Raw genomic sequence first — 12,220 nt, 5'->3', positions numbered from 1 at the left:
AACCAAGAACTAGAGCGCGAAGCGCTTTAGAACAGAACCGACAGGCCCAATGCGCGCATTGCAACTTATCGAGGACCGCCGTCTTGAAACGGTGGACCTGCCGCCCCCGCCGCCACCCGCACTCGGCGAAGTCACGCTGCGCATCAAGGCGGTGGCGCTGAACCACATCGACGTCTGGGGCTGGCGCGGCATGGCCTTCGCCAAGCGCAAGCTGCCGCTGGTCGTCGGCGCCGAGGCCTCCGGCGGGGTCGAGGCGGTCGGCCCCGGCGTTTCCAGCCTGCAGCCTGGACAATTGGTGTCGATCTACGGTGCCCGCACCTGCGGCCTTTGCCGGGCCTGCCGCGAAGGCCGCGACAATCTCTGCGAACATGTTTCCGGCGTCCATGGCTTCCATCTCGACGGCTTCGCGCAGGAAAAGATCAACCTGCCGGCGCGCTTGCTGGTCCCCGCCCCGCCCGGCGTGAGCGACATTGGCGCCGCGGTGGCGCCTGTCACCTTCGGCACCGTCGAGCACATGCTGTTCGACAATGCCAGGCTGCAGCCCGGCGAAACCATCCTCGTCCATGCCGGCGGCTCCGGCATCGGCTCGGCGGCGATCCAGTTGGCCAAGCGGATGGGCTGCACCATCATCACCACGGTCGGCTCCAACGACAAGATCGACAAGGCCAAGGCGCTTGGCGCCGACCATGTCATCAACTACCGGGACGACCGTTTCGAAGGCGTCGTGCGCAAGCTGACCAAGAAGAAGGGCGTCGACGTCGTCTTCGAACATGTCGGCGCCGACACCTTCGCCGGCTCGATGCTGTGCCTGAAGCGCGGCGGCCGGCTGGTGACCTGCGGCTCGACCTCGGGCGTGTCGACGCAGATCAACCTGATGCAGCTCTTCCAGCAGCAGCTGAAGCTGCTCGGCTCCTTCGGCTGCCGCATGGAGAACATGGCGAATGCCATGCAGAAGATGGCGGCGGGACAGGTAGCACCTGTCATCGACACCGAAGTCGGCTTCGACGACATCGGTGCCGCGCTGAAACGCATGGAAGGCCGCGACGTCTTCGGCAAGATCATCCTGCGCGTCGCCTAAGGCTTTGACCTCGGTGCTCAAGAAGTTTCGCCGCGATCTCAAATTTCGCTACGGCAGGCAGCTGCGCCAGCTGAACTACTGGCTGGTTGCCCGCGCGGCGATGATCATCATGTCGATGCTTCGCTTGCTGCCGGCCGACAGCGCGCTGAATTTCGCCGATCGGGTCGCGCGCCTCATTGGTCCCCGGGTCGGCCGCCACCAGGTCGCCGTCGACAATCTGCGCAAGGCCTATCCGGAAAAGAGCGAGGACGAAATCCAAGCCATCGCCTCCGATATGTGGGGCAACATGGCCCGCCTCGCCGCCGAATACATCTTCCTCGACGCCCTGTTCGACTATGACCCCGCAGCAGCCAAGCCCGGCCGCGTCGAGGTCAAGGGGATAGAGCATTTCGTCGAAATCGCCGCTGAAAAGCAGCCGCACATCGTCTTCACCGGCCACCTCGGCAATTTCGAGCTACTGCCGGTGGCGGCGGCAACCTTCGGCATGAACATCACCGCGCTGTTTCGCCCGCCCAACAACCCTTACCTCGCCGATTACATCCTCTCGACGCGCCGCTCGACCATGGGTTCGCTGCTGCCATCGATGGCGGGCGCCTCGTTCGCTCTTGCCGGCGTCCTTGAAAACGGCGGCAATATCGGCGTCCTGGTCGACCAGAAATTCTCCAACGGCGTGGATACGACCTTCTTCGGCCGCCCCTGCCAGAGCAACCGCGTGCTCGGCACTCTTGCACGCCACTATGACTGCGACGTCTATCCGGCGCGCTGCATCAGATTGCCGGGCAACCGCTTTAGGCTCGAGATCGAGGACAAGCTGGTCTTGCCGCGCACCGCCGATGGCAGCGTCGACGTCCCCGCCACCACCCAGATGCTGAACGACGTGGTCGAGCGCTGGGTGCGCGAGGATCCCGGCCAATGGATGTGGTTCCACAAAAGGTGGGAGATCAGCAACTGGCGGCGCAACCGGCGCCGACAGGCAAAGGAAGTCAGCTAAAGCGCGTCGCATGACTCCGTAACGAGGAGCCTTTGGAGCAATTCCAGGAAAAGCGTGCAACGGTTTTCCATCCGGAGTTGTATAAAAACAAAGAGTTAGAGCGGCTGGGCGATTCCATCAAACGCTAAACCGCTCTAAACGAAGTAAAGGAAAAAGCCGCGGAGGTCTCCCCGCGGCTTTTCTACTGCATGTACCTGGCTCTATATCTTCTGGGGGCCGTTCACCCCCCGAACGGCAGGATAATATTCGGCCGATAGGTATCCATCGTGGCGCCGTTGCGGTCTTCGTCCAGCAACGTGTCGGAACCGAAGCTCGCACGCACGCCAATCACATATTTGTGGATGTTCTCGCTTATGCCGCCGGCGGACAGATGATCCAGTTGATAGCGGCCAAACACCGAAAGCGGCGTCCCGGAAAACCGGTACATGGCCTGCAGCGCCCCGGTTACGGTATTGAGATGTTCGCCGCCGAGCGAGATCGTGGAATAGCCGAGTTCGCCATCGAAGCGAAGGTTGTCCTGAGCGAAATAGCGCACCACGCCACGACCGCCCCAGGTGTCCAGATGTTCGGACGAACCGCTGGCCCGCAACTGTCCATAGTCAACTTGGCCGTAGAGTGTCACATTGCCGAAATAGACTTGGGCTTCTGGGCCGACCGTAAAATTGTAGATGTGCTCCCCACTGAAATTGTCGCCGCCATACCCGGTAATCGTGGCGAATCCGCCAAGCGCGTATGAACTCGGATCGCGCCAGTAGCCGTGAACGGCGCCGCCATATCCGTAAAAATTCTGGCCTTGCACCCAAAGAGAATCGACGAACGCGTCCGTCTGGACGTTCCAGCGGGAGTCGATTGGGAAATTCACGCGACCCGTACCGCCTGCGGTCGTAGCGGACGCATGGTCACCCGGGACGGTCACATACAATCCGCCGAGGTAAGCCTCAACATAACCGGAAATATGCGGCGCGGCGACCTCCTGATCCATGACGATCGGAGCGACGGCGTCGGCCGCGAAAGCCGACGTGGCGGTTGCGGCAATCGCCACACCAAGAATAAATCGATACATCACGCCCCTCATGAGTTTCCCGATGGGTTGTCTATTACCACCACCGGCTGCTCATAGAAATATTAGCTGGACCGAAATAACGCAGCGGCAATTTTTTCCGTGCCAATGCGATATTCCTGCAACGATTGCGGCCGGAAACCGCCAGGAACGTGCCCAGCATCGTGTCGTTTCGGTCTTTGCCGCTTAATTGGTGACGACAATGCGGGTGTTGCCGAAGCCCACTTCCCGCACCATCGAATAGAAGGTTGCGGCATTGGCCGTGTGCAGCCGCACGCAGCCATGCGAGGCTGGACGGCCGAGTTGCCTGACAGCGCCGGTTCCGTGGATGGCATAGCCGCCATGGAAGAACACGGAATAAGGCATCGGCGACATATGATACTTTTTCGAATACCACATCCGGGCGGTCCGCTGCGGCCGGTAGGTGCCGCGTGGCGTGAAATAACCGGGCCGTGCGGTGGACACGGTCCACCGGTAAACCTGCAGGCCATATCTGACCGTCATCGTCTGCGACGACACGTCGATATTCGCTTCCAACATGGCCGCGTGGCTTGCGGCCGGCGCACCAAACAGCGCGGTCATCAGCATTGCTGCTGCGACTAGAAAAGACTTCTTCATGCGACCAAACCCCTTTGATTGCCCTTATCTGTCTGCCCTCACGATGTTTTTCATCTTTTTAACGGCAGGTGAACGGGATAACACACACTCCTTGATCAATTCGCCAATTCGAAGCAGCGAATTTGAACGATTTCCCGCGATAGTTGCCGCAGCGACACGTCGCACGGACCTGATCGCCGGCGGGCTTGCAATGCATCACCAATCGCTGCTCAACTCTGCCAATGAATGAAAGACTCCTGCGAGCAATCGATGACAGGCGCGACGATGTCGTTGCGCTGACCGCCGACCTGATCCGCTTTCCGACCATAAATCCGCCCGGCGAAGCCTACCGTCCATGCGCCGAATATCTTGGCGCGCGGCTGAGGAAGCGTGGTTTCGAAACCGAATTCATCCGCGCCGAAGGCACGCCGGGCGACACCGATCGCTACCCGCGCGTCAATATCGTGGCCCGTTTCGACGGCCGCTTGCCTGGGCCCTGCGTCCACTTCAATTCGCATATAGACGTGGTCGAGGCCGGCGACGGCTGGACCGTCGATCCCTTTGCCGGCATCATCAAGGACGGCAGGGTCTATGGACGTGGCGCCTGCGACATGAAGGGCGGCCTGGCTGCGTCGATCATCGCCGCCGAAGCGTTCATGGACGTCTATCCCGATTTTCCCGGGGCCATCGAAATATCCGGCACCGTTGACGAAGAGTCCGGCGGCTTCGGCGGCGTCGCCCATCTCGCCAGCCTGGGCTATTTCTCCAAGCCCAGGGTCGACCACGTCATCATCCCCGAGCCGTTGAACAAGGACCGCATCTGCCTTGGCCATCGCGGCGTCTGGTGGGCCGAGATCGAGACCAAGGGCGAGATCGCTCATGGTTCGATGCCGTTTCTCGGCGACAATGCGGTGCGCCATATGGGCGCCGTGCTCAGGGCCTTCGAGGACGAACTGTTCCCCGCGCTCGACCGCAAGATGACGCGCATGCCGGTCGTGCCCGAGGGTGCGAAACGTTCGACCATGAACATCAACTCCATCCATGGCGGCCAGACCGAGGATTTCCGGCCCGGCTTGCCCTCGCCCAACGTGCCCGATTCCTGCCGGCTGACCATCGACCGCCGCTTCCTGCTCGAGGAAGACCTTGCTACGGTGAAGGGCGAAGTGACCGGCATTCTCGAGCGGCTGAAGCGCGAGCGCAAAAAGTTCGATTACGAGATCCGCGACCTGATGGAAGTGCTGCCGTTGATGACTGAGCGCGACGCGCCGGTGGTCAAGGCGGTGGCGCAAGGCATTCACGCCATCTTCGACCGCGAACCGGACTATGTCATCTCGCCCGGCACCTACGACCAGAAGCACATAGCCCGCATCGGCCATCTCTACGACTGCATCGCCTACGGACCCGGCATTCTCGACCTCGCCCACCGGCCGGACGAATGGGTCGGGATTTCGGACATGGTGGAATCGGCCAAGGTGATGGCGATCGGCCTCAACGTGCTGCTGCGCGGCACGACCGGATGATCGGCCGACGACGCAAAAACATTTCTCCTGGCGCGGCGCGACAGCACGAAACGCAATTTACTCCCGCGCGAAATCACGCTTCTATCCCTGATGCATGTCGCCCAAAAGTGACCTCGGTTTTGGGAGAACGATATGCATAAAAACAAGGACCTGAAGCGCGTTGCACGGATCCGTTTCAACGCGACGCGCTTTAGGCTTGAGCATTTGAGCACATGGGGAGTTCAGCGATGAAATTTTGGAGAACCCTTCTGGCCGCTGCCGTTCTGGCGTTCGCAAGCGCCGCTTCGGCGTCTGCCGCCCGGACCGATCTCGTCATCGGCATTCCCCTCGAACCCCCGCATCTCGACCCGACGGCGGGAGCGGCCGCGGCAATCCGGGAGGTCACCTACGCCAATGTGTTCCAGGGCCTGACCCGGATCGGCCCCAATGGGGAGGTTCTGCCGGATCTCGCCGAGAGCTGGACGATTTCCGATGACGGCAAGGTCTACACTTTCAAGCTGCACACTGGCGTCAAATTCCACGACGGCACCGATTTCAGCGCCGAAGACGTAAAATTCTCGCTCGACCGTGCGCGCGCTGAAAATTCCATCAATGCGCAAAAACAGCTCTTTGCCGCCATCGACAAGGTCGAAGTAGTCGACCCTGCCACTGTCAAGGTTACGCTCGCCCACCCGCAGGGCTCGTTCCTCTACAATATGGGCTGGGGCGATGCGGTGATGGTGTCGCCGAAATCCGCCGACACCAACAAGGAGAAGCCCATTGGCACCGGCCCCTTCAAGTTCGACAGCTGGGCCAAGGGTTCGTCGATCACCCTGGTGAAAGCGGATCATTACTGGGGCGCTCCCGTCTTCCTCGAAAAGGTCGAGTTCCGCGTCGTTCCCGATGCCGCCGCCGCGGTGCCGGCGCTGCTTTCCGGCGACATACAGGCTTTCCCCTTCTTCGATCCCGACAGCGTCGCGCAGATCAAGGATGATCCGCGCTTCAAAGTGGTGGTCGGCGCGACCGAGGGCGAGACCATACTGTCCATCAACAACAAGAAGCCGCCCTTCGACAAATTGCAGGTAAGGCAGGCGATCTCCTACGCGCTCGACCGCAAGGCAATCATCGACGGCGCCTCGGCCGGGCTCGGCCTGCCGATCGGCTCGCATATGTCGCCGGCCAACAAATACTATGTCGACCTCACCGGCCGCTATCCGCACGACGTGGCCAAGGCCAAGGAACTGCTGAAGGAAGCGGGGCTGGAGAACGGCTTCAAGGCCACGTTGAAGCTGCCGCCGACCTCCTATGCGCGGCTCGGCGGCGAGATCATCGCCTCTCAGCTCCGCGACGTCGGCATCAACCTCGAGATCATTCCCGTCGAGTGGGCGCAGTGGCTGGACCAGGTGTTCACCAAGAAGGACTACGACCTGACCATCGTCTCCCATACCGAGCCGAACGACATCGATATCTACGCACGCAAGGACTACTACTTCAATTACGACAACCCCGCCTTCAACAAGGTCATCGCCGATCTCGAGCTGACGTCCGACGAGGCCAAGCGCAAGGAATTGTATGCGCAAGCGCAAAAGATCCTGGCCGACGATGCCGTGGTCGGCTTCCTCTACGAACTGCCCAAGGTCGGCGTCTGGGACGCCAAGCTGCAAGGGTTGTGGGAAAACGCGCCGATTCCCGCCAACGACCTGACCAAGGTGAAGTGGAGCGACTGAGGTGTTTCGTCATCCCAGGGCGAAGCAAGGAGCGAAGCGACGCGGCGCGACGGAGCTTTGCTCCTGCTTCGCCCGTGAATGACCACGCCGGCGTCGAGCTCCCATGACCGCCTACCTCCTCAAGCGCCTCGCCATCTCCGTGGTCACGCTAGCGCTGGCTTCCATGGTAGTCTTCGCCGTGCTGGAGATCCTGCCGGGCGACCCGGCGCGGCTGATGCTGGGCATGAACGCCAGCGCCGACCAGGTGGAACTCCTGCGCAACCAGATGGGTCTCAACGCGCCGCTGGTCTGGCGCTATCTGCACTGGGCCGGCGGTCTGCTCAACCTCGACCTCGGTCGCTCCTATACCTATTCGGTGCCGGTCATCGATCTCGTGCGCGAACGGTTGGCCGTCTCGCTGCCGCTCGCGTTGATCGCGCTTGCGCTCTCCACCATCATCGCCATACCGATCGGCCTGTTTTCAGCCAGCCGGCGCGGCCGGGCCGGTGACACAATTGCCATGGGCGCGGCACAGCTCGGCGTCGCCGTGCCCAATTTCTGGTTCGCGCTGATGCTCATTTATGTCTTCGCGGTCTGGCTGCGGCTGGTGCCCGCCGGCGGGTTTTCCGGCTGGGGAGCCGGCGTCTGGCAAGCCTTGAAATCTCTGCTTCTTCCTGCGGTGGCTCTTGCCTTACCACAAGCAGCTATCCTGGCGCGCGTCACGCGCTCGGCGCTGATCGAGGTGCTGAACGAGGACTATATCCGCACCGCCCGCGCCAAGGGCCTGCCCTACCGTACTGTCCTGTGGCGGCACGCGCTGCGTAACGCCATGATCCCGGTGCTGACCATTCTCGGCCTGCAATTCGCCTTCCTGCTCGCCGGCACCATCATCATCGAGAATGTCTTTTATCTCCCCGGCCTCGGCCGGCTGGTGTTCCAGGCGATCACCCAGCGCGACCTGATCGTCGTCGAAAGTGTCGTCATGCTGCTGGTCGCCGCCGTCATTGCCGTCAACCTCATCGTCGACCTTTCCTATGCGGTCGTCGATCCGCGCCTGAGAAGCCGGCAATGACCCTCCACATCGACATCCCCGAAGAGACATTCAGCTCCATCCTGGCCAAGGCATTCAGGAACACAGCTTTCGTCACCGGCTTCGTCATCACCTTGCTGATCCTGGCGATGGCGGTCGTGTCCTATATCTGGACGCCTTACGACGTGACGAAGCTGGTCATCGCCGACAAGACGCAAGGCCCTTCGCCGGCGCATTGGTTCGGCACCGACCATTTCGGCCGCGACATCCTGTCGATGATCATGGTCGGCGCCCGCAATTCGATCGCCGTGGCGCTGGTCGCGGTCGGTATCGGCATGAGCGTCGGTGTGCCGCTCGGCGCCTTTGCCGCGGCGCGCGGCGGCCTCGTCGACGAGGCGCTGATGCGCGTCAACGACCTCGTCTTCGCCTTCCCGGCACTGCTGTCGGCGATCATGATCACCGCGATCTTTGGACCGGGCGCCGTCAACGCCATCATCGCCATCGGCATCTTCAACATCCCGGTTTTCGCCCGCGTCGCGCGCGCCGGCGCGCTTGCGATCTGGCCGCGCGAATTCATCCTTGCCGCGCGCGCCGCGGGAAAAAGCAGCACGCAGATATCGATCGAACATGTGCTGCCCAACATCGCCACACTGCTCCTGGTGCAAGGCACCATCCAGTTCGCGCTGGGCATCCTGGCCGAGGCCGGGCTTTCCTATCTCGGCCTCGGGGCGCAGCCGCCAATGCCGAGCTGGGGCCGCATGCTGTTCGACGCCCAGACCCGCATGGTGGTGGCACCGTGGATGGCGATCTTTCCCGGCATGGCGATCGTCATCACCGTGCTCGGCCTGAACCTCTTGGGCGATGGCATCGCCGACATTCTCGACCCGAAATCGCGGCGGCAGCGATGAGCCTGCTCGACATCGAAAACCTGTCGCTGACCATCGGCAACACGCAGATCCTGAAAGACGTGGGGCTTTCCGTCGCGCCTGGCGAGGTGATGGGGCTGGTCGGCGAATCCGGCTCCGGCAAGTCGATGACCGCGCTGACGGTGATGCGGCTTTTGCCTTATGCCGCGCGCGCCACCGGGCGCGTCACATTCGACGGGATCGATATCCTCACTGCCACCGAGGGCCAGATGTGCGCCCTGCGCGGCGACGACATCGGCATGGTGTTCCAGGAGCCGATGACGGCGCTCAACCCGGTCAAGACCATCGGCGAACAGGTCGCCGAAGGTATTCGCTGGCACACCAGGGCCACGCGCGCGGCGGCTGAAGAGCGGGCGCGCCAAATGCTCGATCGGGTGGGCCTGCCCTCGGCAAAATTCCCGCTGTCGCGCTATCCGCATGAACTGTCCGGCGGCCAGCGCCAGCGCGTCGTCATTGCCATCGCCTGCGCGCTGAAGCCGAAGCTGCTGATCGCCGACGAACCGACGACCGCGCTCGACGTGGTGCTGCAGGCGCAGATCCTAGACCTCTTGCGCGACCTCGTCGCGGAGAACCGTATGGGCCTGCTTTTGATCTCGCACGACCTCGCCGTCGTGACCGAAATGGCCGACCGCATCACCATCCTGCGGCGCGGCGAGGTGATGGAGGCCGGCGACACGGTGCGCACGCTCTCCGAACAACTCCATCCCTACACGCGCCAGCTGGCGCAGGCCTCCATGCATGTGCCGGCGCGGCCCAGGTCGCATGGCGCGAACCCGGGCAACCCCTTGCTCCAGGTCGAAAGCGTGACCCGCGATTACCCCGGCCGCCGCACCTCGCTGTTCCGGCGCGCACCCGCCATCCGCGCCGTCGACGATGTTTCGCTGTCGATAACGCCGGGCCAGTCGGTGGCGCTGGTCGGCCGCTCCGGCTGCGGCAAGTCAACGCTTGCTCGCATGATCCTGGCGCTGGACAAGCCGAGTTCGGGCACGATCCGGTTTCGCGGCGAAACCGTCACCGGCAAGAGCGAAGCCGACTTGAAGCCCGCCCGGCGCGACATGCAGGTCGTCTTCCAGGATCCTTACGGCTCCTTCGATCCGCGTCAGAAGGTCGAAAAACTGGTCGCCGAACCCTTGCATGTGCTCGACAAGAAGCCGACGCGTGCCGAACTCCGCGAAATGGTGGCGCATGCGCTGCATGAGGTTGGCCTCGACCAGCGCGACATGGACAAATATCCGCACGAATTTTCCGGCGGCCAGCGCCAGCGCCTGTCTATCGCCCGCGCCATCATCACCCGACCCAAGCTGGTCGTCGCCGATGAGCCGGTCTCGGCGCTCGATGTCTCGATCCGCGCCCAGATCCTCGATCTGTTCGCCGAATTGAACCAGAAACTCGGCATCGCCTATCTCTTCATCACCCACGACCTGACCGTCGCCCGCGCCATCACGGACGAGGTGCTAATCATGCATGAAGGCAAGATCGTCGAGCGCGGCAAGACCAGCGAGGTGCTGGGTCACCCGCAATCCGAGGCCGCCAGGGCGCTGGTCATGGCGGCGCCGGACCTGCACAGGGCGATCGCGAAACGAATGCAGGAACAGGGGTGAGCAGCCGGTTCGCGAAGCGAATTCATCGTGCCAGTGGCACGATGAAAGGCAAGCGAACGCCGGGACGCTGCGAAGCAGCGGGGACCCGGCAGGGCCGCGAGCCCTATTCCGGCTTCACCACATCGACCGGGCTGATGTCGAGCAGGTCGAGCGTGCGGCGCAGCAGGCGCACCTCGCTCTCGGCCAGTTGCGAATCGGCCTTGGCGATCTCCGCCATATGCTGCGCCAATTGCCTGCGGCGTTCGACATCGAGATCGCGGAACAGCGCAATCGCCTGGGAGCCGTTGGTCTCGTAGCCGAACTCGTTGAGATATTCGATGACGCTGTCGATGCTGGTTTCCGCAATGCCGAAGGCATCCTTACAGATACGCCGGAAGGCGACCATCTCGCTCTCGCTGACCGTACCGTCGGCCAGGATCATGCGGAACAGCATCAGAAGCTCCGCCGATAGGACCGGATCGTCCGCGACCTTGCGCACACCCGGGTCGCCATCGAAGATGGAGCGTATCTGGTTCAGCAATGCGAATGCCATCACGGCTTCTTTCCTGGTTAGCGACACACGATAGAGATGCAAGCGCGATGCGCTTGGATAGACGTAGCGCGGAATCGGCCTTGCGCAAACAGGGCGGTCGTGGTCGAACGCCCTTATTCCGCCGACCAGCGCATCAGATGATCGATCTCACCGCCCAGACAATCGCCATGCTCGCCGTCGCCGCCTTTGCCGCGGGCTTTGTCGATTCGATTGCCGGCGGCGGCGGGCTGATCACCATCCCCGCGCTGCTGCTTGCCGGATTCTCACCGGTCGAGGCGCTTGGAACCAACAAGCTGCAAGGCATGTTCGGTTCCGGATCGGCGACAATCCACTATGCCTCCAAGGGCCACGTCGACCTGCGCCGGCAATTGCCGTCGGCGCTGCTGGCGGGCGCCGGGGGTGTCGTTGGCGCCTTGCTGGCCACCATCGTTCCAGCCGATCTGCTGCGTGCCCTGCTGCCGCTGGTGCTGATCGCCATCGCGCTCTATTTCGCACTCAAGCCCAACATGAACGACGTCGACCGCGCCGAGCGCCTTTCGCCTTTCCTGTTCGGGCTGACCCTGGTGCCCGCAATCGGCTTATATGATGGCCTGTTCGGTCCCGGCGCCGGTTCCTTCTACATGCTCGCCTTCGTCGCCCTTGCCGGCTACGGCGTGCTCAAGGCGACGGCCCACACCAAGCTGCTCAACTTGGCCTCCAACATCGGCGGCTTCATCGTCTTCGCCGCTGTCGGCGTCATCTCCTGGAAGATTGGCTTGATGATGGGCGTTGCTCAGTTCCTCGGCGCCCGCCTCGGTGCCAGCCTCGCCATGCGCGTCGGCGCCAGGCTGATCAAGCCGCTACTGGTGGTCGTCTGCGTGGCGCTGGCGGTGAAACTGCTGGCCGATCCGGCCAACCCGCTGCGTGTCATGATTGGTGTGTGATCACGCGCCTGTTACCATGACGCTGTCCGAATCATGTTGGAGGAGCCCAGACATGAATCTCAGCGCGCCTACTCAGATCGTTTTCATCATTTCCCTGGTTATCGCCATCATCGGCATTCTCGCCGCGCTTGGCGTTCTTGCATTTATCCCGCTCGCATCGGTGTGGATCGTTCTCATTGCTTACATCGTGCTCGCCGCCGGTTGCTTGATGCGCGGCGCCTGACTGATTTCCCATGAAGTGGGGACCGAGAGCGCCCGGCCAAAAGCCGGGCGCTTT

The 12,220-nt window shown here is 62.5% G+C and carries 12 protein-coding genes; 9 read left to right on the top strand and 3 right to left on the bottom strand.

Going from position 1 to position 12,220, the window contains the following annotated elements:
• Positions 1–49 precede the first annotated feature (49 nt).
• The gene (locus A3AU_RS0102440; protein ID WP_027051383.1) at positions 50–1,078 is read left to right on the top strand and encodes a zinc-binding dehydrogenase; all 1,029 of its coding nucleotides are present in this window, start codon (positions 50–52) and stop codon (positions 1,076–1,078) included.
• Between the two features lie 13 nt (positions 1,079–1,091).
• Entirely contained in the window at positions 1,092–2,069 is a 978-nt protein-coding gene (locus tag A3AU_RS0102435) for a lipid A biosynthesis lauroyl acyltransferase (protein ID WP_027051382.1), read from the top strand.
• A gap of 220 nt (positions 2,070–2,289) precedes the next feature.
• Here the strand turns inward: A3AU_RS0102435 and A3AU_RS0102430 are convergent, their stop codons facing one another.
• Both A3AU_RS0102430 and A3AU_RS0102425 read right to left on the bottom strand, forming a co-directional pair.
• Positions 2,290–3,132: a hypothetical protein gene (locus A3AU_RS0102430; protein WP_027051381.1), complete on the bottom strand. Its 843-nt coding sequence runs from the start codon at positions 3,130–3,132 to the stop codon at positions 2,290–2,292.
• 183 nt (positions 3,133–3,315) lie between these two features.
• Entirely contained in the window at positions 3,316–3,747 is a 432-nt protein-coding gene (locus A3AU_RS0102425) for a L,D-transpeptidase (RefSeq protein ID WP_027051380.1), read from the bottom strand.
• A gap of 221 nt (positions 3,748–3,968) precedes the next feature.
• On the opposite strand from A3AU_RS0102425, the gene A3AU_RS0102420 reads away from it, so the two are divergent.
• From A3AU_RS0102420 to A3AU_RS0102400, 5 genes are all read left to right on the top strand, one after another.
• Entirely contained in the window at positions 3,969–5,246 is a 1,278-nt protein-coding gene (locus A3AU_RS0102420) for an acetylornithine deacetylase/succinyl-diaminopimelate desuccinylase family protein (protein ID WP_027051379.1), read from the top strand.
• Positions 5,247–5,473: 227 nt separating this feature from the next.
• Positions 5,474–6,952, top strand: a complete 1,479-nt coding sequence (locus A3AU_RS0102415; RefSeq protein ID WP_027051378.1) for an ABC transporter substrate-binding protein — start codon at positions 5,474–5,476, stop codon at positions 6,950–6,952.
• Between the two features lie 103 nt (positions 6,953–7,055).
• Positions 7,056–8,003, top strand: a complete 948-nt coding sequence (locus A3AU_RS0102410) for an ABC transporter permease (protein ID WP_027051377.1) — start codon at positions 7,056–7,058, stop codon at positions 8,001–8,003.
• On the top strand, positions 8,000–8,869 hold the full coding sequence (locus A3AU_RS0102405) for an ABC transporter permease (protein WP_027051376.1): 870 nt from the start codon (positions 8,000–8,002) through the stop codon (positions 8,867–8,869). The genes A3AU_RS0102410 and A3AU_RS0102405 overlap by 4 nt, the downstream gene beginning before the upstream one ends.
• Positions 8,866–10,488, top strand: coding sequence for an ABC transporter ATP-binding protein (locus A3AU_RS0102400; protein WP_027051375.1), 1,623 nt, complete (start codon positions 8,866–8,868; stop codon positions 10,486–10,488). The genes A3AU_RS0102405 and A3AU_RS0102400 overlap by 4 nt, the downstream gene beginning before the upstream one ends.
• Positions 10,489–10,591: 103 nt before the next feature.
• On the opposite strand, the gene A3AU_RS0102395 is transcribed toward A3AU_RS0102400, so the two are convergent.
• Complete coding sequence (locus A3AU_RS0102395; RefSeq protein ID WP_027051374.1) at positions 10,592–11,020, bottom strand: TerB family tellurite resistance protein; 429 nt, start codon at positions 11,018–11,020, stop codon at positions 10,592–10,594.
• Positions 11,021–11,157: 137 nt separating this feature from the next.
• Between A3AU_RS0102395 and A3AU_RS0102390 the strand changes: the two genes are divergently transcribed.
• Together A3AU_RS0102390 and A3AU_RS1000000139680 are read left to right on the top strand one after the other, a co-directional pair.
• Complete coding sequence (locus A3AU_RS0102390) at positions 11,158–11,943, top strand: TSUP family transporter (RefSeq protein WP_027051373.1); 786 nt, start codon at positions 11,158–11,160, stop codon at positions 11,941–11,943.
• 52 nt (positions 11,944–11,995) lie between these two features.
• On the top strand, positions 11,996–12,166 hold the full coding sequence (locus A3AU_RS1000000139680) for a hypothetical protein (protein WP_080511798.1): 171 nt from the start codon (positions 11,996–11,998) through the stop codon (positions 12,164–12,166).
• Positions 12,167–12,220: the final 54 nt, after the last annotated feature.

Origin of the sequence: Mesorhizobium erdmanii USDA 3471 (assembly GCF_000472705.1) — a bacterium.
GTDB lineage: Bacteria > Pseudomonadota > Alphaproteobacteria > Rhizobiales > Rhizobiaceae > Mesorhizobium > Mesorhizobium erdmanii.
The sequence above is the reverse complement of the archived record's forward strand: the minus strand, read 5'-3'. Positions and strand labels throughout refer to the sequence as shown.